Source organism: Actinomadura napierensis (assembly GCF_039529375.1).
Lineage (GTDB): Bacteria > Actinomycetota > Actinomycetes > Streptosporangiales > Streptosporangiaceae > Spirillospora > Spirillospora napierensis.
The window spans coordinates 260,812-284,215 of the sequence record NZ_BAAAMR010000001.1 but is presented as its reverse complement, the minus strand read 5'-3'; the positions used below and the strand labels follow the sequence as shown (position 1 = coordinate 284,215).

Here is a 23,404-nt window from a genome sequence, read left to right as displayed (position 1 = left end):
CCAATTGTAGACTGCCGGGTATGACGACTTCACCGCGGCACCAGCCGGTGCACCCCACCGCCCTGTTCGGCATCGACGGGCTCCTCAGCGACGAGGAACGCGAGATCCGCGCGACCGTCCGCCGGTTCTGCGACACCGAACTGCGCCCGCACCTGCCCGAATGGTTCGACGAGGGCCACCTCCCGGCGCGGGAGCTGGCCCAGCGGCTCGGCTCCCTCGGCGTGCTCGGCATGCACCTGGAGGGCTACGGCTGCGCCGGGATGGGCGCGGTCTCCTACGGGCTTGCGTGCCTGGAGCTGGAGGGCGCTGACTCCGGGCTGCGCAGCCTGGTGTCGGTGCAGGGTTCCCTCGCCATGTTCGCGATCTGGAAGCACGGCAGCGAGGAGCAGAAGCAGCAGTGGCTGCCGGCGATGGCGCGCGGCGAGGCGATCGGCTGCTTCGGCCTGACCGAGCCCGACTTCGGGTCCGACCCGGCCGGGATGCGGACCCGGGCCCGCCGCGACGGCTCCGACTGGATCCTGAGCGGCACCAAGATGTGGATCACCAACGGATCGATCGCCGACATCGCGGTCGTGTGGGCCCGCACCGACGACGGCATCCGCGGCTTCCTGGTCCCGGCCGGCACGCCCGGCTTCCAGACCCGCGACATCGACCGCAAGCTGTCCCTGCGCGCCAGCGTCACCAGCGAACTCGTCCTGGACGAGGTCCGGCTGCCCGCCGAGGCGATGCTCCCGCAGGCCCGCGGCCTGTCCGGGCCGCTGAGCTGCCTGAACGAGGCCCGCTTCGGCATCGTGTTCGGCGCCATCGGCGCCGCCCTGGACTGCCTGGAGGCCACCATCGACTACGTCGGCCAGCGCCAGGTGTTCGACCGGCCGCTCGCCTCCTACCAGCTCACCCAGCAGAAGCTCGCCGACATGGCGCTGGAGACCGGCAAGGCGCTGTTGCTGGCCCTCCACCTCGGCCGCCTCAAGGAGGCGGGCACGATCACGCCCGAGCAGGTCAGCGTCGGCAAGCTCAACAACGTCCGCGAGGCCATCGAGATCGCCCGCACCTGCCGCACCCTGCTGGGCGCCAACGGCATCACCCTGGAGTACCCGGTGATCCGCCACGCCACCAACCTGGAGTCGGTGCTCACCTACGAAGGCACGTCCGAGGTCCACTCCCTGGTCATCGGCCGCGCCCTCACCGGCACGTCCGCATTCCAGTGACCGCGGCGCGTGGTGTTCCGTCCTGGGGACGGAACACCACGCGCCACACCTCAGGTGTGGTGGGCGGGGAGGATGGTGCGGGGGATGGGGCCCTTGTTGCGTTGGCCGCTCTGGGTCTCCTCCCAGGCATGGGCGAGGATGCCGATGCTGCGGCTGAGGACGAACAGCCCGCGCGCCAGCGGCGCGGGAAAGCCCAGTTCGGCGTAGATGATGGCGGTGGCCCCGTCGATGTTCATCGGGACGGGCCTGTCCCGACCCTCGGCGAGGAGGGCCTCCACGGACTCGCCGGCGCGGAGGTGGTCACCGGGCACGACACCGTCGCGGACGGCGTCCCGGACGAGGGCGAGGAGCGGGTCGCGGCGGGGGTCGCGGGGATGGAAGCGGTGGCCGAAGCCGGGCAGGTAGCGGGGCCAGGCCGCGATGGTCTGCTCGGCCGCCGTGCGCAGGTCCAGGCCGCCGGCCTCGCGCCGGAGGACGTCGTCCAGGAGCCGGACGCACTGCTCGCCCGCTCCGCCGTGCGCGTCGCCGAGGGTGTTGACGGCGCTGGCGACGGCGTTGTTGAGGCCGACGCCGCAGGTGGCGGCCATGCGGGCGATGGCGATGGAGGGGGCCTGCGGGCCGTGGTCGACGGCGGCGACGAGGGCCGCGTCGAGGAGGGCGGACTGGCGGGCGGTGGGCAGGTCGCCGCGCAGCATCAGCCAGATCATGGACGTCAGGCCGGTGGTGCCGATGAGGTCCTGGACGGGGCGGCCGCGCAGTTCGATGACGCCGGGTTCCATGCGGGAGATGGCGGTCGACCACCAGGCCGCGACGGCGCCTGTCGGGTCGATGTCGTTCACGGGAGCCTCCTGCGCTGGGCTGTCGGTCATGGGGTGACGGCGCTGTCGGCCTGCCCGCTCCAGCGGTGCGCGAGGGCGGCGCGTTCGGCGTTCTGCTGGCCGAGCAGGGGCGGGGGAGCGGTGGGGCGCAGCGGTTCGCCGTCGTGCAGGACGCCGCCGCCGGCGACCTTGAGGACGCGCTCGGAACCGTCGGGGAACGGGAGTTCGGTGAAGAAGCCGCGGTGTTCGAGCTGGTCGAGCTCGACGGCTTGGGGGACGGTGGCGACGCGGGCGGCGGGGACGCCGGCGGGGCTGAGGATCTGCTCCCATTCGCGGGCGGTGCGGCGGCGCAGGCTGAGGTTGAGCTCCCCGGTGAGTTCGTCCCGGTGAAGCTTGCGCTGCTCCCGGTCGGTGAACCGCGGGTCGGTGAGGAGGTCGGGCCGGTCGAGCAGGTCGCACAGCGTCTCGAACTGCTGCTGGCGGTTGGCGGCGATGTTGAGCGGGCCGTCGGCGGCCTCGAAGGTGCCCGAGGGGGCCGCGGTGGCGTTCTGGGTGCCCATCGGTTCGGGCGGGACGCCGCTGACCAGGTAGTTGGAGATCGCCCAGCCCATGGCCGAGACCGCGGACTCCAGCATGGAGACGTCGAGGAACGTTCCTTCTCCGGTGTGGGCGCGGCCCGCGAGGGCGGCGGAGATGTGCAGCGCGGCGGTCAGCCCTCCCACGGTGTCGCAGACGGGGAAGCCGACGCGCAGGGGCGCGGTCTCCTTGGTGCCGGTGATGCTCATCATCCCGGACAGGCCCTGGATGATCTGGTCGTAGGCGGGCGCCTGGCTCATGGGCCCGGTCTGGCCGAAGCCGGAGATGGCGCAGTAGACGAGCCCGGGGTTCAGTTCGCGCAGGCGGGGCCAGCCGAAGCCGAGCCGGGCGAGGACGCCGGCGCGGAAGTTCTCCAGGAGCACGTCGGCGCCGCGCACCATGTCCTCGAAGTCGGCGCGGTCGGAGGCGTCCTTGAGGTCGATCTCGACGGACTTCTTGCCCGCGTTCTGCGCCAGGAACGAGGCGCCGATACCGGAGCGGTTCAGGTCGACGTCGGGGCCGAGGTGCCGGGCGAGGTCCCCCTGCCCCGGAACCTCGATCTTGACGACCTCGGCTCCCAGCAGCGCCAGCTGGTAGCTGCAGTACGGGCCGGCCAGCACGTTGGTCAGGTCGAGGACCCGGATGCCGCTGAGCGGTCGCTTGGGCATGCGCATTGCTCCTTCAGATCACGGCGGGTGCCCGGTGCGCGGGTCAGCGCGCGGGGCTGAGCGGGTGGTCGAAACCGCGTTCGGACATCTCCGCGGCCACCTCGCGCAGGTCCGCGGCGCACTGCTCGACGACGTCGTCGGGGAAGCGGACGGTGGGGCCGCTCAGCGACAGTGCGGCGACGACCGTGCCGGAGCGTCCGAGGACCGGGACGGCGACGGCGGACAGCCCGTCCTCGCGCTCGCCGTGGCTGGCGGCCCAGCCCCGGTGCGCCGCCTCGTCGATCCATTCGCGCAGCCGCTTGACGTGGCCCTCCCCGTAGGGGGAGCTGACGGCGATCCGCTTGAGGAGGGCGTCGGGGGCGTCGCGCAGGAGGGCCTTGGACGAGGCGCCGGCCCAGAGGGGGAGCTCGTCGCCGATGTGGACGACGTGGCGCAGCGGCTGCGGGCTCTCCTGCTGGGCGACGCAGACCCGGTAGATGTCGCGGAGCATGTAGAGGTTGACGGTCTCGCGGCGGCGCGCGCCGAGGTCGCGCATGAACTTGCGGGTCTCGGGGGGCAGTTCCCAGCTGCTGCGGGCCAGGTGGGCCCAGCGCCAGAGGCCGGGGCCGGGCAGGTAGCCGTTGGGCGCCGCCCACAGCAGGCCGTTCTGCTCGAGCGTCTGCACGAGCCGGATGACCGTCGTCTTGGCCAGCCCGGTCGCCTCGACGATCTCGCGGATCGAGATCACCGGACGGTCCTCGCCGAGCAGCGACATGATCTCGACGGCGCGCTGGACGCTGCGGACGCCCTGGGCGTCGGACGCCGGCTCGGCGCCGGGCTTGTTCGCTGGGCTCACTGGTCCTCGATCTCCCCGATATCGGCGGTAACGTCCGGAAAGCTTGGCGTACTTCGTTCGGCCGCGGATGCGGAACGGCGGGCCGGCGCGGGGCCGTCCCGGCGCGGCCGGGAATGGCTCGTACGTTACACGCAGTCCATACAGCGGTCTAGTTGGACCGTCAGTCGGTCTTATAGGGCGATCGCGGGAAGTTTCGGCTCCGCCCTTCCTCTGGTGAGCCATGTCACCTATAACTAACTCACTGGTTCGAACATTAGGGAACGCGCCGGGAGGTGGTGCAGGCGCATGACGGGGCGTTCCGGGGAGATGGCGGCCTCAACTTTCTCCCGGAGGGCCCTTGTCAGCGCTCGCCGCCGCCCCGTACGTTGGCCCGAAGTCCGCACGATGGCACTAAGAGTCCGCTTAGCGGATCGGGAGGAACGGATGCTGGAAGCGGTGCTCGCGGCAGCGGCCGAGGGCGAGCGGGTGCAGGCGGCGGCATTGGTCGGCGGCCGGTGGACGTCCGAAGGCCCGCAGAACGAGCGCATCGGGCCGTACGCGCGCAGGCCGGTCAGCCACGCCCCCGCGGCGGGCCCCGGCGACGTCGAGGCAGTACGCGACTATGCGCGCGCTTCCGCCCGTACCGTGGCGAGGCTGGCACCGGCCTCCCGGGCCGAGGTGCTGGAGCGGGCCTCGCGCGCCGCCGCCGAGAACCGCGACGGCCTCGCCCGCCTGCTCGCCCTGGAGCTGGGAAAGCCGCTCAAGGACGGGCGCGGTGAGATCGACCGGGTCGCCGACACGTTCGCGGTGTGCGCCGCCGAGGCGCGGCAGATAGGCGGGGACAACCTGCCGGTCGCCGGATGGGCGCGCGGCACCGGCAACACCGCCTTCACCTACCGGGCCCCGGCCGGCGTCGCCCTGGCCATCACACCGTTCAACGCGCCCGCGAACCTGCTCGCGCACAAGCTGGGCGCCTCGTTCGCGGCCGGCAACACGACGATCGTCAAAGCACCACCTCAGGCACCCGCCGTGTCCACGGCGATCGTGGCGTTGCTGATCGAGGCCGGGATGCCGTACGAGGCCGTCCAGCTGCTGCACGGGGACGGTTCCGTGGGCGCCGCGCTGTGCGCGGCGGACGAGGTCGCCGTCATCAGCTTCACCGGCAGCGCCGCTACCGGGAACGCGGTGGCCCGGGCGGCCGGGGCCAAGCGCCTCGTGCTGGAGCTGGGCGGCAACGCCGCGACGATCGTCTGCGAGGACGCCGACATCGCCGAGGCCGCCCGGATCTGCGCCCGCACCGGCTACAGCAACTCCGGCCAGAGCTGCATCTCGGTCCAGCGCGTGTACGTGCAGCGCTCCCGTTTCGAGGAGTTCCTCGACCTGTTCACCGGCCAGGTGGAGTCGCTGACCGTGGGCGACCCGATGGACCCGGGCACCGACGTCGGCGCGATGGTCGACGACGACGCGGCCGAACGCGTCGTGCGGTGGAGCGCGGAGGCCGCCGAGGCGGGCGCCCGCGTCCTGCTCGGCGGCAAGCGCGACGGCGCCACCGCGATGCCCACGGTCGTGGCCGACCCGCCCGCCACCTGCTCGGTCGTCAGGGAGGAGGTGTTCGGCGCGCTCGTCGCGGTGCTGCCGTTCGACGATCTGGACCAGGCGATCGAGCAGTGCAACGAGAGCCGGTACGGCCTCCAGGCCGGCCTGTTCACCCGCGACATGGACCGGATCATCACCGCGTGGCGCGACCTGGAGGTCGGCGGGCTCGTCGTGAACGGCTCGTCCAACTTCCGGCTGGACCACGTGCCGTTCGGCGGCGTCAAGGACTCCGGCTTCGGGCGCGAGTCGCCCCGCTGCATGATCGACGACTACACCGTCATCAAGACGATGATGCTGCGCGGAACCTCCCTCTGGGGCACCGCGTGAAGGCGGCCGTCCTGCTCGCGCCGGACGACGTCGCCGTGGTGGACGACCTTCCGGAGCCGTCCTGCGGGCCGCTGGACGTCGTCGTCGCCGTCCACGGCGTCGGCCTCTGCGGCTCCGACCTGGCCGTCGTCGCCGGCCGCCGCCAGGTGCCCGCCCTTCCGTGGGTACTCGGGCACGAGGCGTTCGGCGTTATCGTCGCCACCGGCGACGAGGTCGCCGACCGGTTCCCCGGGCAGCGCGTCGTCATCGAACCGAACTACCCGTGCCTGCGATGTGAGGCGTGCCGAACCGGCGCGACGGCGGGGTGCCACCACCGCCGGGCGGCCGGCATCACCGAGCCCGGGCTGCTCGCCGAGCGCGTCGCGGTCCCCGCCCGGTTCACCTGGCCCGTCCCCGAATCGTGGGACGACGCCGACGCCGTGTGCGTCGAGCCGTTCACGGTGGCGCTCAACGCCGTCCGCATGAGCGGCCTCGCCAAGGGCGACAGGTGCCTCGTCGTGGGCGCCGGCTCGCAAGGGCTGCTCGTCTCCATGGCCGTGACGCACGCCGGGGGAGTGCCGTACATCGTCGAGCCCCACGAGGGACGCCGCGCGCTGGCACTCGAACTCGGAGCGCACGACGCCGCCGCGCCCGCCGCCGGAACGGCCTTCCCCGCGGTGATCGAGACGTCCGGCGCGCCCGAGGCGTTCGAGGAGGCGCTGGGACGCGCCGCGCCCGGCGGTTCCCTCATCGCCGTCGGCCAGAGCCCGCGGCCGGCCCGGCTCTCCACCTTCACCCTCGTGCAGCAACGGCTGACCGTCCGCGGCTGCCTCATCTACGACCACCCGGCGGACTTCCCCCGCACCATCGCGCTGCTCGACGAGCACGGCCTGCACCCCGGCCGGGTCCTGCGCGAGCGCTTCGACCTCGCCGAGGCCCCGAAGGCGTTCGCGCGGGCGGCCGAGATCGCCGGCAAGACCTGGATCAGTATCGCCCCGGGGGCGACGGCCCCCGGCACCCCCCGAGCCGGCTCCGCCGGCACCGGTAGCGCCCGAGGGGGGACGACCCCCCACGCCCCCCGAGCCGGCTCCGCCGGCACCAGTCGGCCCCGAAACGAGGAGATGCCCTCATGACCGTGGACGTCCAGCCCCAGAGCGAGCCCGCCGTGTCGGTGTCCGCGGCGGAGGCGCTCGTCCGGCAGCTCGAAGGCTACGGCGTCGAGTACGTCTTCGGGACCTGCGGCCACACCAACATCGCCCTGCTGGACGCGCTGGGCCGCAGCCCCATCGAGTTCGTCATCGCCCGGCACGAGCAGGCCGCGGCGCACGCCGCCGACGGCTACGCCCGCGCGTCCGGACGGCCGGGCGTGCTGCTCGTGCACGTCGGGCCGGGCATGATGAACGCCGTCACCGGCGTCGCGACCGCCGCGCTCGACTCCGTCCCGCTGGTGACCATCGCCGGGGACGTCCCGTCCTATTACCGGGGACGTCACCCGCACCAGGAGGTCAACCTCCACAACGACGCGGACCAGACCGCGATCTACCGGCCCTTCGTCAAGCGCGCCTGGCACGTCCACCGCGCCGAGGACCTCGGGCGGTTCACCGAACGCGCGTTCTGGACGGCCACGTCGGGACGTCCCGGCGCGGTGCTGCTGAACGTCCCGATGGACCTGTTCTCCCGGCCCGTCACCCCCGCGGACCACCCGCTTCCGGCGCACGACTCCCTTCCCGACCTGCCGGCCGCGACCGCCGAGCGGATCGCGGCGCGGCTCGCCGGGGCCGAGCGTCCGCTGATCTACCTCGGCGGCGGGCTGCGCGGGGAGACCGGGCGCCGCGCGCTCCTCTCCCTCGCCGAGCACCTCGACATCCCGATCGTCCATTCGCTGATGGGCAAGGGCGCCGTCCCCGACGACCACCCGCTGCTGCTCGGCATGCCGGGCTTCTGGGGGCTGCGGACCACCAACGACTACGCCCGCAACGCCGACGTCGTCCTCGCCCTGGCGACCAGGTTCGCCGAGACCGACGCCAGCTCGTGGGACGACCGCTACACCTGGAACCTCGGCGGCCCGGACGCCGCGGAGACGCGGGGACGGCTCATCCAGATCGACATCGACGCCGCCGAGATCGGACGGAACTACCCGGTGGAGATCGGCGCCGTGGCCGACGTGACCCTCGCGGTCCAGGCGATCGGCAGGGCCGTGCAGGACGTCCACCCTGACCCGGTCGACCGCCCTGAACTGCGCGAACGGATCCGCACCTCCCGCACCGAACTGTTCGGGCAGAGCCGCGAACGCGGCCGCAGCGGCGACTTCCCGCTCCGGCCCGAGCGCATCCTCGCCGACCTGCGCGAGGCCCTGCCGGCCGACGCGGTGCTGGTCACCGACGTCGGCTGGAACAAGAACGGCGTCGCGCAGTGCTACGAGCTGCCCGCGGAGGGCCGCTTCATCACGCCCGGCGGCGCGTCCACCATGGGCTTCGGCCCGGCGGCGGCGGTCGGCGTGCAGATCGGCGCCCCGGACCGCGTCGTGGTCGCGCTCGTCGGCGACGGCGGGATGAGCGCCCAGTTCCCCGCCGTCCCCATGGCCGTGGAGCAGGGCCTGCCGGTGATCTTCGTGGTGATGAACAACCGCGCCCACGGCACGATCGCCGACCTGCAGGCCGCCAACTTCGGCGCCAGCTACGGCTGCGAGTTCCGCGACCCCGAAGGCCGCCCCTACAGCCCCGACTTCGCCGCCTACGCCGAGGCGTGCGGAGCCGACGGACACCGCATCACCGCACCGGACGCCCTGCTGCCGGCGCTGCGCGCGGCCATCACCGCGCGCCGCCCGGCCGTCCTGGACGTGCCGATGGTCAACGAGCCCGTGCCCACACCCGGGCACTGGAACATCAACGACATCTACCAGGGTGTCTTCCCCGACGACAGCGGCCACCCCTCGCTGCTCACCTCCTGAGCCGACCCCACCCACCCCGACATCTCCACCCACCGAGGTGAAATCCATGCGCACCATCCCCCGACTCCGTGTCTCCGCCCTGGCCGCCGGAGTCCTCGCCGCGGGCCTGACCGCGGCCTGCGGCACCCCCGGTGAGTCGAAGGACTCCGGCTCCGGCGGCAGCGGCCCCATCAAGATCGCCGTGGTCGACGCGCAGAGCGGGCAGCTCAGCTCGCTCGGCAAGTGGGAGTACAAGGGCGCCAAGCTCGCCGTCGACGAATGGAACAAGGCCGGCGGCATCGGCGGGCGCACCATCAAGCTGGACGTCTTCGACGACCAGGGCGACCCGACCGTCGGCACGAACATCGCCCGCAAGATCGGCAGCCAGCACTACATCGCGATGATCGGCACCGCGGAGAGCGCCGTCACCATCGCCATGGCGCCCACCCTGCGCCAGGAGGAGATCCCGAACATCGCCTCGGGCCAGTCCAACGGGATGGTGGCGCTCAAGAGCCCGTTCCTGTTCCTCAACGGGCCCACGTCCACCACCTACGACGAGACGCTCGCCAAGTACGTCGTGGACACCAAGAAGATGAAGAAGATCGCGATGATCAGCAACAACGGCTCCTACGGGAAGGGGGAGCACGACGCGTTCCTCAAGGCGCTGAGCGACCGCGGCATCAAGCCCGTCGCCGACGAGACCGTCACCACCGACCAGAAGGACTTCAGCGCCCAGCTCACCAAGATCCGGCAGAAGTCGCCGGAGGTCGTCTTCATCGGCTCGGAGGAGGTCGAGTCCGGGCTCATCGTCAAGCAGGCCCGCGACCTCGGCATCGACGCGCCGTTCGCCGGCGCCGCCCCGCAGGGCACCCCCGTCTACCGCGACACCGCGGGCGTGAAGAACGTCGAGGGCACCATCGTCAGCTCGCCGTACCTCAGCAACGACGTCAGCGACGCGTCCAAGAAGTTCGCCGCCGCCTACAAGGCCGCCTACGGCGAGGACGCCGAACTGCACGGGGCCAAGGCCTACGACGGCACGTCGATCCTGCTCACCGCGCTGAAGAACAGCAACGCCGCGACCGGCAGGAAGCTGGCGGACGCCATCCGCGCCGTCCGGTACCAGGGTCTGCTGGGCGACTTCCAGTACGACGACACGGGGGTCGGCATCAAGGCGACCTCCATCGGGATCATGAAGAACGGGACCGTCGTCAAGGCCGACGGCTGACCGGCGGCCGCCCCGGACGACCGACGGGGGGGGGGGGCCCCCGGCCCCCCCCCCCCCCCCCCCCCCCCCCCCCCCCCCCCCCCCCCCCCCCCCCCCCGGCGCCGGGCCCCCGGGGCCCCGGCCGCCCCGCCCTCGTCCCCGCCGGCTCCGACGCCGGCCGCGCAGAAAGAGAACCATGCAGGTCTTCCTTCAGACACTGATAGGCGGACTGAGCCTCGGCGCGATCTATGCCCTGGTGGCGATGGGGTTCTCCCTCGTCTACCGCACCATGGGGCTGGTCAACTTCGCGCACGCCGACGTGCTCATGATCGGCGCCTACGCCGCGTCCACGTTCTACATGTCCACCAAGCTGCCCTTCGCCCTCGCCATGGTGCTGGCCATCGCGGTGACCGGGCTGATCGGGCTGTTCATCGAGCGGGTGCTGCGCCCGCTGGAGAACAAGGACTTCACCCTGATGCTGATCGGCACGATCGGCTTCGGGATGGTGCTGCAGGCGGTGGCCGTCCTGATCTGGGGGGCGACCGGCCGCGCCGTCCGCACCCCGGTCGGCGGCGCCCCGCTGGAGTTCTTCGGGCTCCGCGTCCGAACCTACGACCTGGTCGTGCTGGCCATCGCCGCGGTGGCGGTGTTCATGCTGGTCGCGTTCCTGCAGCGGACCAAGATGGGCGCCGCGATGCAGGCGGTCGCGATGGACCATGAGGCGGCCACCGCGGTCGGCATCCACGTCGGCCGCAGCAACGCGATCGCCTTCGCCATCGGCGCCGGGCTCGCCGCGCTCGCCGGCGGGCTGGTCGGCCCGCTGCTGTACGTGAACCCGACGATGGGCGGCACCATCGGGATCAAGGGGTTCGCGGCCGCCATGCTCGGCGGCTGCGGCAACATACCCGGCGCCATCGTCGGCGGCTTCGCGATCGGGGTCCTGGACTCCTTCGCCGCCGGCCACTTCCAGGGCTACTCCGAACTGGTGGTGTTCCTGGTCTTCACCGTGGCCATCATGATCCGCCCCACCGGGCTGTTCGGAGAGACGACGGTGAGCCGAGCATGAACGCCCTCCTCAGGCACCGGAACACGCCCAAGCTCGGGACGATCGCGGTGCTCGTCCTCATCGCGTGGCTGCTGCCGTACACGGTCGGCAGCTACGCCATCCACGTCGTCGACATCGCGATCGTGTTCGCGCTGCTGGCGATCGGCATGGGCCTGGCCATGGGCATCGCCGGGCAGATCAACCTGGCGCAGATCGCCTTCTTCGGGGTGAGCGCCTACGCGACCGCGATCCTCACCACCCACAACGGGCTCGGCTTCTGGCCCGCCGCGGCGCTGGCGCTGGTCGCGTCCGCGCTGATCGGTCTGCTGGTGGGCATCCCGGCGCTGCGGATGCAGTCGCACTACCTCGGCATCGTCACGCTCGGGCTCGCGCTCGGCTTCATCAACTGGACCACCAACGCCAAGATCGCGGGCGGCGCCGAGGGCATCTCGGCGATCCCCGTCCCGCCGATGTTCGGCGTCGACCTGTCCAGCGAGTACCTGTACTACTACCTCGAAGTCGTGGTGTTCGCGCTCGCGCTGGCGTTCGGGCTGTTCGTGGTCCGCACCGGGCTCGGCCGCAGGCTGATGGCGATGCGGGACGACCCGCTCGCCGCCGGCGCGGTCGGCGCGGAGATCCCGCTGCTGAGGATGACGGCGTTCATGCTGTCGAGCGTGTTCGGCGGCCTCGCCGGCGTGCTGTACGCGGGCCTGATCCGCTACATCGCGCCCGAAACGTTCAACATCTCCAACATGTTCCTGCTGCTGGCGATGGTCGTGATCGGCGGCCGGCAGAGCCTCGTCGGCTGCGTCGTCGGCGCGGTCGGCCTGACGCTGATCCGCGAGCAGCTGGTGGACTACCCCACCTACGCGCAGCTCGGCTTCGGCGTCGTCGTGGTCCTCATGGTGGTCTTCGCGCCCACCGGGCTCGCCGGCGTCCCCGCCCGGTTGAAGGCCCTGCTGGACCGCCGGCTCGGCAGGACGGCGGAACGGTCCGTCATGCGGCCCTTCGAACCTTACGAGGCGGGCGCCTCCCGGGAAGGCGGCAAGGCGGCGGACGGCGAATCGCGGCCCCTGCTGGAGATCAAGGACATCGCCAAGCAGTTCCGCGGGCTCAAGGCGCTGAAGGACGTGTCGCTCACGGTCGGGTACGGCGAGATCCGCGGCATCGTGGGGCCGAACGGCTCGGGGAAGACCACCTTGTTCAACGTCATCAGCGGCTTCTACAGGCCGTCCGGCGGACGGGTGCTGATGGACGGGCAGGTCGTCTCCGGGTCCCGGCCGTACCGGCTCTCGCGGCACGGCCTGGCCCGCACCTTCCAGAACCTGCGGCTCTTCGGGGAGCTGACCGTCCGGGACAACCTGCTGGTCGCCCTGGACCGGTCCCGCACGTACGCCATCTGGAAGTACGTGCTGTGGCCCGTCGGCGTCTGGCGGCAGGAGCGCCGCCTGCACCGGCGGGCCGACGACCTGCTCCGGCGCTTCGGGCTGACCGAGTTCGCCACGGCGGCGCCCGGCTCGCTGCCCTACGGGATCCAGCGCCGGATCGAGATCGCCCGCGCGATGGCCGGCGAGCCTCGCCTGCTGCTGCTCGACGAGCCCGCCGCCGGGCTCAACGGCGAGGAGGTGCGCCAGCTCGCGGAGATCGTGCGGTCCATCCGCGACAGCGGCGTCACGGTCGTGCTCATCGAGCACAACATGGGCCTGGTGATGTCGCTGTGCGAGCGGGTGACCGTCCTGGCGAACGGGTCGGTGATCGCCGAGGGGACCCCCGCCGAGGTCGTCGCGGACCACGCGGTGATCGAGGCGTACCTCGGCGACTCCGCCATGGCCGAGATGCCGCTGCCGAACCCCACCGAGGTGAGCTCATGAACGCCGACACGACCGCCAGGGACGGCGAGAGGACCGAGGCCGGCACCGGCCCGGCGCCCGCGACCCTGACGGTGGAGAACCTCTCCGTCCACTACGGCGGGGTCTGCGCGGTCGACTCGATCGGGTTCACGGTGAAGCCCGGCCAGTCGGTCGGGATCATCGGGGCGAACGGGGCGGGCAAGACCTCGACGCTCAAGGCCCTCATGGGGCTGGTCCCGCGCAGCGGAGGACGCGTCTCCTTCGGAGACACGGACCTGACCCGGGTCAAGCCGCGCGACATCGTCCGGCACGGGATCGGTTACGTCCCCGAGGGCCGGCACGTCTTCCCCGGCCTCACCGTCGAGAAGAACCTGATGCTCGGCGCCTACGCCCGTCCGTGGCGCGGCGCGGAGACGAAGCGGTCGCTGACCGAGGTGTACGAGCTGTTCCCGGTGCTGGGGGAGATGCGGTCCCGGCTCGCCGGCGCGCTGTCCGGCGGGCAGCAGCAGATGCTGGCCGTGGGCCGGGCGCTGATGGCCCGGCCGCGGCTGATCCTGCTGGACGAGCCGTCCATGGGGCTGTCGCCCAAGCTCGTGGAGGACATCCTCGCCGTCCTGGTGCGGCTGCGCGAGGAGGGCCTCAGCCTGCTGCTGGTCGAGCAGAACGCCAAGCTGACGTTCGAGGCGACCAGCGACTGCGTCGTCATGGAGAACGGCGAGGTCGCGATGGTCGGCACCTCCAGGGAACTCCGCGACGACGTCCAGGTCCGGCGCATCTACCTGGGTCTCTAGGTGGCGGCGCGGTCCAGGTGGCCGCGCCGTGCGCCGTCGAGGCGCGGCCACCGGGCGCCCGGACGCGCGACCGCCCGCCGCCGACCGGGGGTCTCCCGGTCGGCCGGCGGGCAGGGGACGTGCGCGCCCGAGGGGTGCGGGTCAGCGGCAGAAGGGCTTCATGCCCATCGCGGACTCGATGCCGTTCAGCACCAGGCTCTGGAACTGCTTCGCTCCGGCGAAGCCCGTGCCGTCGTCGGTGAACGCCTTGGCGTCGTGCCCGAGGGTGGTCAGGAACGCCCGGCCGCCGTCGTAGTACTGGCACCACGCGACGGGGTGGAACGAGCCGTGCCCCGGGTGGTTCATGTTGCCCGCGACGCCGTCGGCGAGCGTCTTCTCGTCCACGGTGGCGAGGAACCGCACCTCGCTCGGGAACGGGACGAGGTTGTACCACTCGTCGCTGAAGTTCCACCGGCTCGGCAGCCCCGCGGTGGAGGCGTCCTTGCGGTCGACGGTCTGGACGGTCCCGGCCTGCGCGCGCCCGTGGTCGTAGAAGTTGGCGCCGCCGAGGAGCCCCTCGTACCAGGGCCAGTTGTACTCGGTGCCGAAGGCGTTGTGGATGCCGACGAAGCCGCCGCCGCCGCGGATGTACTGCCGCAACGAGGTCTGGGCCGCGTCGTCGAGGGTGTCGCGGGTGGTGCTCATGAAGACGACGGCGTTGTAGCGGAACAGCGTGGACGGCGAGGCGAGCTGCGACACGTCCTCGGTCCAGTCGACGCCGAACCCGTTGTCCTGCCCCATCTTCACCAGGGCCTTCTGGGCCACGTTGGCGTCGCTGAGCGGCGGGTTCATGCCCGCTCCGAGCGCCGGGCCGAGGTTGGCGTGCCGGGGGCCGGCGGTGCGGCTGTAGACGAGGATCTTGTAGCCCTTGGCGGGGTCGAAGTTGCCCCAGTCGTGGTAGCAGCGGGGGTCGGTGCCGCGGCAGACGCCGTAGACCGGGTCGCCGAGTTCCTGGGCGCCGCTGTTCTTCGGCTTGGTGAGCGGGCCGGCCGTGGCCGGCAGCCCGCTGGACAGCGTCGCGGTGACCAGCACGGCGGCCGTGCCGACCGCGGTGGCGGCCGCGGTCAGCAGATGGGACGAGGGTCTCCTCATGGGGCGGGTTCCTTTCCGGCGTTCTCACTCAGCGGTCCATCTAGTGGACTGATTGAACCGTCTAGAGGTTCTAGGACGATCTCATGCGGATCGGCCGTCGGCAATACCCCGCGTGCCGCCCGCTCGCCTGGGACCACCGGGATCCCTCTGTCATGACTGGTGAAATTACCGATGTGCGGGAGCCGTTCGGGATGCAGGCTATTGCCAGGGCGCCGGAAGCGGCTTACCGTGTCGTCCGTCGATCGGACCTTGGAGTCCGTCTAGCGGACCACGGAATGAGAGAGAGCATGGATCGACGGAACTTCCTGACCGGGGCGGCCGCGGTCGTCGGCGGGACCGTGGCCTTCACGCCGCTGCGCACTCCCGCGGCCAACGCCGACGCCGCCTCGTCCCGCCTCGCACTGCCCGTCCCGCCGCAGCCGACCGCCTTCGGGGCCACGGGCCGCGACTTCCCGACGGTCTGCGGAAACCTCGGCAACCAGAACCACTCGACACTCCGCGGGATCGACCGCGGCAACGTCAGGCACCTCGGCGGCGCCTGGCACGTCAACCTGGAAGGCGGCAGCACCTCCGGGCGCTCGCAGCAGAGCACGATCGTCGTCCAGGACGGCGTGCTCTACGTCCAGAGCGCCCAGCAGAACGTCTTCGCCGTCGACGGCCGCACCGGCGAGGTCAAGTGGAAGACCAACGTCGGCTCGCAGCAGACCAACATGCGCGGCGTCGGGCTGGGGGACGGGCTGGTCTTCACCACGTCCGGCTCCAACATCGTCTACGCCCTCGACCAGAAGACCGGCGCGATCGTGTGGCAGCGCGAGCTGCTCATCGCCGGTGAGGGCGACCCGAACTGCGACCCGCAGGAGGGGCAGTGCGGCGGCAACCGCGGCGGCCTCGCCGGCGCCATCGTCTACTTCGACGGCCTCATCTACGTCGGCACCGAGGGCAGCACCGCCGGCGCCCGCGGCCGCGCCTACGCCCTCAACGCCCGCACCGGCGAGGTCGCCTGGACGTTCTGGGGACCGCCCGGACCCGGCGAGTTCGGCAACGACACCTGGGAGGGCGACACCTGGAAGACCGGCGGCGTCGTCTGCTGGATCCACCCGGCGATCGACCCCGAACTCGGCCTCGTCTACTGGACGTTCGGCAACCCCTATCCCCGCACCAACGGCTCGACCCGCGGCGGGACGAACCTGTTCGCCAACTGCCTGGTCGCCATCGACGCCAAGACCGGGAAGCGGCGCTGGCATTTCCAGTCCGTCCACCATGACATCTGGGACTTCGACAACGTCATGGCGCCGGTGCTGGCCGACGTGCAGATCGGCCACCGCAAGCGCAAGGTCGTGGTGTACGGCAGCAAGGTCGGGATGTTCTACATCCTGGACCGCGAGACCGGCAAGGGCGTGCACGGCATCACCGAGCGGCCCGTCCCGCAGGAGCCGCGGCAGAAGACCTGGCCGACGCAGCCGTTCCCGGGCGGCGAGCCGTTCGTCCACCAGTCGCCGAGCTTCCACGACAGCACCCGGCCCGTCCCCTACTATCCGACCGGCGAGATCTTCACGCCGTTCTGGGACGACGCGACCATCCTGTTCCCCGGCGCCGGCGGTGGCGCGGACTGGTCGTACATGTCGTTCAGCCCGCACACCGGATTCGTCTACGTCGGATACGGGCTCGTCAACTCCTCCTACTCCAACACCAACGGCGGACGCGTCAACACCGCGCGCCCGCTCGGCGAGTACTTCTCCGGCGGCATCGTCGCCGTGGACCCGCGCACCAACAAGCCGGTGTGGCGCAAGGAGGGCGAGTGGTCGCTCGCCCACGGCAACGGGATCCTCACCACGGCCGGACGCGTCATGTTCCAGGGCGGCCCCGACGGGGTCCTGCACGCGATGGACGACGCGACCGGCCGCGACCTGTGGAGCTGGCAGTGCGGGGCCGGCGTCCACACCAGCCCCGTCAGCTACGAGATCGACGGCGAGCAGTACATCGCCGTCTTCGCCGGCGGGAGCTGGCTGCCGTACCCCGACATCCCCAAGGGCGACCATCTGTGGGCGTTCAAGCTGCGCGGCAAGGTCGGCGAGGCGCCCACGCCCACCCCGCCGTCCAAGCGCAACCAGATCCGCACCGCGGCGGTCGCGGGAGCGGACGCGGACAACACCATCACCCTCGGCCGGATCTGGAACTCCGCCGCCGCCGCCCCCGGCGAGGAGGAGAACACCGTCGCGCAGAACGCCATGTCCCCGCAGAACATGACGGTGCCGGTAGGGACCGAGGTCACCTTCGTCAACCCGTCCGGCAACGAGCACTCGCACGGCGCCGCGTCGTTCTTCGAGCACGCGTTCAACTCCGGGCGGCTCAAGCCCGGCGAGACCTACAAGCACACCTTCACCAAGCGCGGTGAGTACTTCTACAACGACCCGGTCTTCCCGCAGAGCACCGGAAAGATCGTCGTCCAGTGACTCCCGGGGCCGGTGCGCCCCGGGCCCTGCCGGCTCTCACGGCAGTCCCTCCACGGAAGGAGCAGAGATGACCCTGCACATCCCCGACGCCGAGACGGCGCACAGCGACGTCCACGACACCCGGGCGCAGGACGCGGCCGCCCAGCGGACCGCCTCCTGGTCCACGCCCGACTACCAGGTGGTGGAGACCTCGCTGGAGGTCACCGCCTACTTCGGCGTCGAGTTCTGATCCGACGCCGATGAGGGTGCGGATACTCGGCACCGCCGCGGGCGGCGGCGTTCCCCAGTGGAACTGCGCATGCGAGGGATGCGCCGCCGCCCGCGCGCACCCGTCCTGGCGCCGCCTGCACGCCTCGATCGCGATCGAGGCGTCCGGCGGACGCTGGTACGTGGTGAACGCGACACCGGACATCGCCGAGCAGATCGAGACGAGCGCGGACCTGCGGCCGGGGCCGGGGCGGCGGCAGACCCCGGTGGCGGGGGTCGTCCTGACCGACGCCGAACTCGACCACACGCTCGGCCTGCCGCGGCTGCGGGAGGCGCCGAGCCTGCACGTCATCGCCACCGCCGCCGTCCGCGACGCGCTGGCGGGCGGACTGCGGCTGGATCGCGTCCTGGCCCCGTACGCCGGGCTGACCTGGTCGGACCTCCCGGAGGACAAGCCCGTTCCGCTCGACGGCGGCGAGCACGTGGAGATCCGGGCCGTCAGGGTCTCGGGCAAGCGGCCCCGCTACGCGGCCGGCCTCGACGTCCGCGACGATGCCTGGTCGTCGGCGCTGCACGTCACCGACCGGCGCAGCGGCAAGAGCCTCGTGTACGCGCCGGCGGTCGCCGGCTGGCCGCCCGGGCTCGACCGCGCGCTCGCCGCGGCGGACTGCGTCATCGTCGACGGGACGTTCTGGGACGACGACGAACCACGCCGTTCCGGATTCACCGAGCGGACCGCCACCGAAATGGGACACCTGCCGATCAGCGGCCCGAACGGCACGGCGGAACGGCTCCGGACGCTCCCCGCGACGCGGCGCCTGTACACCCACCTCAACAACACCAACCCCCTCGTCGACCCCGGCCATGACGGTCACCGCACCCTCGCCGGGATGGGGATCGAGGTCGCCTCGGAAGGCCTGGTGATCGAACTGTGAGCACGGCATCGGCGCGCGCCCCGCGCCGCACCGCCCGCCCCCTGCCCTGGACGGACGACGAGCTGGAGCACCGGCTGCGCGAGATCGCCGCCGAGCGCTACCACCACCGGCATCCGTTCAACCTGCGCATGCACGACGGCCTGCTCACGCCGGAGGAGCTGCGCTGCTGGGTGCTGAACCGCTTCCACTACCAGCGGCACATCCCGATCAAGGACGCCCTCATCCTCGCCAAGCTCGATGACCGGGAACTGCGCCGCAGCTGGATCCGGCGCATCCACGACCACGACGGCCGCGACGGTGACGGGGACGGTCCGGGCGATGCCGGCGGGATCGAGCGGTGGCTGCGCCTCGGCGAAGCGGTCGGCTTGGACCGGATGCTGCTGCTGTCGGGAGAGGGCGTCCTGCCCGGCGTCCGCCTCGCCGTGGAGGGCTATGTGAACTTCTGCCGCCTCGGCACACCGCTGGAAGCGATCGCCTCGTCCCTGACCGAGCTTTTCGCCCCGGACCTGATGGTCACCAGGATCGGGGCGTGGGAGCGCCACTACCCCTGGATCGAGCCGGAAGGGCTGCGGTACTTCCAGGTCCGCGTGCAGCAGGGGCGCCGCGACGCGGACGAGGCCCTCGCGCTGGTGCACCGGTGGGCGGAGACGCGCGCCGACCAGGAACGCGTACTGTCCGCCTTCACCTTCAAATGCGATGTGCTCTGGTCCCTGCTGGACGCGGTCGAGCGCGCGGTCGCCCTGAATTCCGGAGCCGCGGATGCGTACTGAGCATGTTCCAGCGGCGTCGCCGACCGACCAGATGCGGCCCGCGCTCGTCCCCGCGGTCATGCTCCGCTATGACCGGGTCCGCCGCGCGGAGTTGCTGCTGATGCCCGAGCGCGCCGTCCTGCTCAGCCCGGAAGCGGGCCGCATCCTGCGCCTCTGCGATGGTCGCCGCACCATCGCGGACATCGTCGCCGCTCTCGCCGTCGACCACCCGGACGCCCCACTGGAACGGGACGTCCCCGAATTCATCACCAGAATCCGTGCCGAGGGGTGGCTGCGATGACCGGAACCGCCGCGCCGTGGGCGCTGCTCGCCGAGCTGACCCACGCGTGCCCCCTGCACTGCCCGTACTGCTCCAACCCCCTCGAACTGGTCCGCCGGAGCACCGAACTGGCGGCGGACGAGTGGGCGCGGGTCTTCACCGAATCCGCCGACCTCGGCATCGTCCAGGCGCACATCTCCGGTGGCGAGCCGCTTCTGCGTCGCGACCTGGAGGAGATCGTCGCGGCGGCGCACCGTGCCGGTATCTACACCCAGCTCGTCACCAGCGGCCTCGGCCTCACCGCCGACCGGCTGGACGCGCTGGTCGGCGCCGGGCTCAACAGCGTGCAGCTCTCGGTGCAGGACTCCGACCGGGAGAACTCCGACCTCATCGCTGGACGCACGTCATATGCGGCGAAGGAAAAGGCCGCGGGAATCATTCGCGCCGCCGAGCTGCCCTTCGGGCTCAACGTCGTCCTGCACCGGCACAACCTCGACCGTCTGCCACAGATCATCGAAATGGGTGAACGCTGGGGAGCCGACCGCATCGAGTTGGCCAACGCCCAGTTCTACGGCTGGGCCCTCCGCAACCGGGAGACTCTGCTTCCCACTCGGGAACAACTCGACCGCGCCAAGCAGACGGTGGCCGCCTATCGAGAGAAGTCGGAAGGTCCGGAACTGGTCTGGGTCCTTCCCGACTACTACGAGGGCGTTCCGAAACCGTGCATGGGCGGCTGGGGCGCCCGTTCCATCACCGTGGCGCCCGACGGCACCGCACTTCCGTGCCCCGCCGCCTACGCGATGACCGATCTGCGTCCGCCTAATGTGCGCGACCATTCATTGGAGTGGATCTGGCAGCGGTCCGAAGCGTTCAACGCCTATCGCGGGACCGCATGGATGAGCGGGCCGTGCGGTGATTGCCCGCGACGCGAGACCGACTTCGGCGGATGCCGATGTCAGGCGCACGCCCTGACCGGCGACGCCTCCCGCACGGATCCGGCCTGCTCCCTGTCTCCCGACCACCATCTGGTCCGCGACCGTGCCGTCCACGCCGGGCGCGACGCGGGAACGGCGCCGGACTTCGTCTACCGCAGGCCCGGCGGCGCCCGCCTCGCCCCTGCGGCTCAGGAGGGCTGATGCGCGCCGGAGTTCTCACCGGTTTCGTCGGCGCCGGGAACAGGCCGGCGGCGTGAACCACCCGGCGCTGTTCGAGCCTTTGACCCTCGGCCCGGTCGAGCTCGGGAACCGGATCGTCTGCGCTCCGATGGAGCGCAACTACTGCACGGCCGACGGCGAACTGACCGATTCCTATCTCCGCTATCTGGAGGCGCGCGCCGAAGGCGGCGCGGCACTGATCTTCAGCGAGGCCGCCTATGTGCGCGCCGACGGCAAAGGGCGCCCGCGCCAGATGGGAGTGGCAGAGGAACGCCACATTCCCGGGCTCGCGGCCATGGCGGAGGCGGCGCACCGCCATGGTGCGAAGTCGGGTGTCGAACTGAACCACGGTGGCCGCACGGTGCAGCGCCGGGTCAGCGGGTTGCCTCCCGTCGCACCGTCGCCGGTTCCGTGCGCACCCGCAGGCGGCGACATGCCGCGTGCTCTGGGACGTGAGGAGATCCACGACCTCGTCGAGGCCTACGGGGCGGCCGCAGGCCGCTGCCGCGACGCCGGCGTCGACGTCCTGTCGGTCCACGCCGCGCACGGCTACCTGGTGCACCAGTTCCTCTCTCCGCTGACCAACCTCCGATCGGACGAGTTCGGCGAGCCGGCCCGCTTCCTCGCGCTCGTCATGGAAGCCGTCCGGGACGCCGCGCCGGACCTCGCCGTCGGCATCCGGATCTCCGCCTTCGAAGGCGTGCCCGGAGGGCTCGACGCGGAGCGGACCTTCGAGCTGATCGGCTCCCTTCCCGCCGGCGCCCTCGATTTCATCGACGTCTCGGCCGGCAACTACGAGGCTCCGCAATGGATGGTGCAGCCGGGGGAGTGGCATCCGGGCCTGCTGGCCGAGCACGCCGCGCCTTACCGGCGACCGGGCCTGCCCGTCGGTGTCGCCGGAAGGATCACCGTTCCGGATGTCGCGCACGACATCGTGGCCGGCGGCAAGGCCGACTTCGTCAGCATGGCCCGTGCGCTGCACGCCGATCCGCAATGGCCCCGCCGCGTACTCGACGGCGCGTCGTTCCGTCCCTGCATCGCCTGCAACCTGTGCATCGACAGCCTCCACGGGGGCGCGCCCGTCCCCTGCACGGTGAATCCGGACGCGGGCCTGCTCATCGGCGAGCCGCCCCGGCGGACACCGGGGCTCCGGGCTCGTGCGGGAAGCGTGGTCGTCATCGGGGGAGGGCCCGCGGGAATGGAGGCGGCCCGCGTCGCCGCCGAGCACGGGCAGAAGGTCCACCTGATCGAACGTGAGCAACGGCTGGGCGGTCAGTTCCTGCTGGCCGCCGGGCTCGGCTGCAATCCCGAATACCGTCGCATCATCGACTGGTACGCCGAAGAACTCGACCGCCTGAACGTCATCGTGAGCACCGGCGTCGAGGGCGACGCGGACCGGGTCGCCGGGCTCCGTCCCGGCGGCGTCGTCATCGCCACAGGAGGAGGGGCACGCGTCCCGGACGTCGAGGGAGCCGATCGGCCGCACGTCATCGACATCAGGGAGTGGTTGCGCCGCCCGGGCGAACCGCCGGAGCGATGCACTGTCTGGGGCGCCGATCAGGCCGCGATGGCCGTCGCCGACCACATCGCCGCGCAGGGCGGCGAGGTACAGATCATCACCGCGCGAGAGGCACTGGCTCCCGAGGTCGGGCCGCGAGCGAGGATGCTCGCCGAGACCCGGCTGACGGAGAATTCCAAGGTGCGCATTCTGCTCCGGCACCGCGTCCAGCGGATCGAAACGGACCATATGGTGGCGGACGGTCCGGCCGGCCGGATATCCGTCCCGGCTCTCGGGCCCGTCCTCGTGTCACACGGCGTGATACCGGCCAAGACGCCGCCGGCCTCGCTGGCCGATGCGATCGGAGAACGGTTCTGCGTCGTGGGCGAAGCCGTGAACGGGGAGACTTCCATGCGCGCCGCGATACGGGACGCCAGATCGGCGGCGGAAGCATTCTTCGGCGACGCGGGCCGGTAGTCCGGCATCACGTCATGAGGGGCGTTCGGCGCCGGGCGTCCGGCGGCCGGCGCCGGTGAGATACGCGACGACCATTTCGCCGATCATCTCCCGGTGGCGCTCCCGATGTTCCGGAGCGGTCATGTCCCGGCCGAACAGCGTGCCGAACGTGTGCTGGTTGGCGATCCGGAAGAAGCAGAACGAGCTGATCATCATGTGGACGTCGATGGCGTCCGCCTCGGCCACGAAGTCGCCGGCGGCGCGTCCGGCGTCGAGGATCTGCGAGATCAGCTCCGCCACCGGGCCGCTGAGGTTCGGCAGGGCCTCCGACTTGCGCAGGTGCTCGGCCTGGTGGATGTTCTCGATGCTGACGAGCTTGATGAAGTCGGGATGCGCCTCGTGGTGGTCGAACGTCAGCTCCGCCAGCGTGCGGATCGCCTCCACCGGCGCCAGGTGCTGGACGTCGATGGTCGACTCCAGCTTCCGCACCTCGCCGTAGGCCTTCTCCAGCACCGCGACGTACAGCTTCTCCTTGCCGCCGAAGTAGTAGTAGATCATCCGCTTGGTGGTGCGCATGAGCGCCGCCATCTCGTCCACCCGGGCGCCGGCGTACCCGTGCCGCGCGAACTCCCGCTGCGCGACCTCGAGGATCTCCGCGCGGGTGCGGTCGGCGTCACGCTGGCGCTCGCCCGAGGCGGGGGTGACGGACTGCGACGACATGTGACTCCACGAGTCG

General features: G+C 71.6%; 20 protein-coding genes. 15 read left to right on the top strand and 5 right to left on the bottom strand.

Features of this window, described 5'->3' with window-relative positions:
* The first annotated feature begins 20 nt into the window (after positions 1 to 20).
* A complete protein-coding gene (locus ABD296_RS01030) occupies positions 21 to 1,208 on the top strand; it encodes an acyl-CoA dehydrogenase family protein (RefSeq protein WP_344260284.1) in 1,188 nt (395 codons plus the stop codon).
* 50 nt (positions 1,209 to 1,258) lie between these two features.
* On the opposite strand, the gene ABD296_RS01025 is transcribed toward ABD296_RS01030, so the two are convergent.
* The 3 genes from ABD296_RS01025 to ABD296_RS01015 are packed head-to-tail and all read right to left on the bottom strand — an operon-like array spanning position 1,259 to position 4,105.
* Positions 1,259 to 2,047 (bottom strand): citryl-CoA lyase, encoded by a 789-nt coding sequence (locus tag ABD296_RS01025; RefSeq protein WP_344260282.1) that lies wholly within the window; start codon positions 2,045 to 2,047, stop codon positions 1,259 to 1,261.
* Between the two features lie 26 nt (positions 2,048 to 2,073).
* The gene (locus tag ABD296_RS01020) at positions 2,074 to 3,270 is read right to left on the bottom strand and encodes a CaiB/BaiF CoA transferase family protein (protein WP_344260280.1); all 1,197 of its coding nucleotides are present in this window, start codon (positions 3,268 to 3,270) and stop codon (positions 2,074 to 2,076) included.
* A 43-nt stretch (positions 3,271 to 3,313) separates the two neighbouring features.
* Positions 3,314 to 4,105 (bottom strand): IclR family transcriptional regulator, encoded by a 792-nt coding sequence (locus tag ABD296_RS01015; RefSeq protein WP_344260278.1) that lies wholly within the window; start codon positions 4,103 to 4,105, stop codon positions 3,314 to 3,316.
* A 423-nt stretch (positions 4,106 to 4,528) separates the two neighbouring features.
* On the opposite strand from ABD296_RS01015, the gene ABD296_RS01010 reads away from it, so the two are divergent.
* The 7 genes from ABD296_RS01010 (at position 4,529) to ABD296_RS00980 (ending at position 13,805) form a co-directional block, all read left to right on the top strand.
* The gene (locus ABD296_RS01010; RefSeq protein ID WP_344260276.1) at positions 4,529 to 6,007 is read left to right on the top strand and encodes an aldehyde dehydrogenase family protein; all 1,479 of its coding nucleotides are present in this window, start codon (positions 4,529 to 4,531) and stop codon (positions 6,005 to 6,007) included.
* Positions 6,004 to 7,119: a zinc-dependent alcohol dehydrogenase gene (locus ABD296_RS01005; protein ID WP_344260274.1), complete on the top strand. Its 1,116-nt coding sequence runs from the start codon at positions 6,004 to 6,006 to the stop codon at positions 7,117 to 7,119. The genes ABD296_RS01010 and ABD296_RS01005 overlap by 4 nt, the downstream gene beginning before the upstream one ends.
* Entirely contained in the window at positions 7,116 to 8,936 is a 1,821-nt protein-coding gene (locus ABD296_RS01000) for a thiamine pyrophosphate-binding protein (protein WP_344260272.1), read from the top strand. The genes ABD296_RS01005 and ABD296_RS01000 overlap by 4 nt, the downstream gene beginning before the upstream one ends.
* Positions 8,937 to 8,982: 46 nt before the next feature.
* Positions 8,983 to 10,140 carry an ABC transporter substrate-binding protein gene (locus tag ABD296_RS00995; protein ID WP_344260270.1) on the top strand — a complete coding sequence of 386 codons (1,158 nt, stop codon included), beginning with the start codon at positions 8,983 to 8,985 and terminating at the stop codon, positions 10,138 to 10,140.
* 175 nt (positions 10,141 to 10,315) lie between these two features.
* Positions 10,316 to 11,185, top strand: a complete 870-nt coding sequence (locus tag ABD296_RS00990) for a branched-chain amino acid ABC transporter permease (RefSeq protein ID WP_344260268.1) — start codon at positions 10,316 to 10,318, stop codon at positions 11,183 to 11,185.
* On the top strand, positions 11,182 to 13,035 hold the full coding sequence (locus ABD296_RS00985) for a branched-chain amino acid ABC transporter ATP-binding protein/permease (protein WP_344260266.1): 1,854 nt from the start codon (positions 11,182 to 11,184) through the stop codon (positions 13,033 to 13,035). The genes ABD296_RS00990 and ABD296_RS00985 overlap by 4 nt, the downstream gene beginning before the upstream one ends.
* A complete protein-coding gene (locus ABD296_RS00980) occupies positions 13,032 to 13,805 on the top strand; it encodes an ABC transporter ATP-binding protein (RefSeq protein WP_344260264.1) in 774 nt (257 codons plus the stop codon). The genes ABD296_RS00985 and ABD296_RS00980 overlap by 4 nt, the downstream gene beginning before the upstream one ends.
* A gap of 141 nt (positions 13,806 to 13,946) precedes the next feature.
* Here ABD296_RS00980 and ABD296_RS00975 read toward each other — a convergent pair whose 3' ends face one another.
* Positions 13,947 to 14,936, bottom strand: coding sequence for a ThuA domain-containing protein (locus ABD296_RS00975; RefSeq protein ID WP_344260262.1), 990 nt, complete (start codon positions 14,934 to 14,936; stop codon positions 13,947 to 13,949).
* A gap of 287 nt (positions 14,937 to 15,223) precedes the next feature.
* On the opposite strand from ABD296_RS00975, the gene ABD296_RS00970 reads away from it, so the two are divergent.
* The 7 genes from ABD296_RS00970 (at position 15,224) to ABD296_RS00940 (ending at position 22,689) form a co-directional block, all read left to right on the top strand.
* Entirely contained in the window at positions 15,224 to 17,389 is a 2,166-nt protein-coding gene (locus ABD296_RS00970; RefSeq protein WP_344260260.1) for an outer membrane protein assembly factor BamB family protein, read from the top strand.
* 67 nt (positions 17,390 to 17,456) lie between these two features.
* Complete coding sequence (gene pqqA / locus ABD296_RS00965; protein ID WP_344260257.1) at positions 17,457 to 17,618, top strand: pyrroloquinoline quinone precursor peptide PqqA; 162 nt, start codon at positions 17,457 to 17,459, stop codon at positions 17,616 to 17,618.
* A 10-nt stretch (positions 17,619 to 17,628) separates the two neighbouring features.
* Positions 17,629 to 18,531: a pyrroloquinoline quinone biosynthesis protein PqqB gene (gene pqqB / locus ABD296_RS00960; RefSeq protein ID WP_344260255.1), complete on the top strand. Its 903-nt coding sequence runs from the start codon at positions 17,629 to 17,631 to the stop codon at positions 18,529 to 18,531.
* Complete coding sequence (pqqC, locus tag ABD296_RS00955; protein WP_344260253.1) at positions 18,528 to 19,301, top strand: pyrroloquinoline-quinone synthase PqqC; 774 nt, start codon at positions 18,528 to 18,530, stop codon at positions 19,299 to 19,301. The genes pqqB and pqqC overlap by 4 nt, the downstream gene beginning before the upstream one ends.
* On the top strand, positions 19,291 to 19,581 hold the full coding sequence (gene pqqD, locus ABD296_RS00950) for a pyrroloquinoline quinone biosynthesis peptide chaperone PqqD (RefSeq protein ID WP_344260251.1): 291 nt from the start codon (positions 19,291 to 19,293) through the stop codon (positions 19,579 to 19,581). Before pqqC ends, pqqD begins: the two co-directional genes overlap by 11 nt.
* A complete protein-coding gene (pqqE, locus tag ABD296_RS00945; protein WP_344260249.1) occupies positions 19,578 to 20,696 on the top strand; it encodes a pyrroloquinoline quinone biosynthesis protein PqqE in 1,119 nt (372 codons plus the stop codon). Before pqqD ends, pqqE begins: the two co-directional genes overlap by 4 nt.
* On the top strand, positions 20,599 to 22,689 hold the full coding sequence (locus ABD296_RS00940) for an oxidoreductase (RefSeq protein ID WP_344260248.1): 2,091 nt from the start codon (positions 20,599 to 20,601) through the stop codon (positions 22,687 to 22,689). Before pqqE ends, ABD296_RS00940 begins: the two co-directional genes overlap by 98 nt.
* Before the next feature lie 12 nt (positions 22,690 to 22,701).
* On the opposite strand, the gene ABD296_RS00935 is transcribed toward ABD296_RS00940, so the two are convergent.
* Positions 22,702 to 23,388 (bottom strand): TetR/AcrR family transcriptional regulator, encoded by a 687-nt coding sequence (locus tag ABD296_RS00935; RefSeq protein WP_344260246.1) that lies wholly within the window; start codon positions 23,386 to 23,388, stop codon positions 22,702 to 22,704.
* Between the last annotated feature and the right edge of the window lie 16 nt (positions 23,389 to 23,404).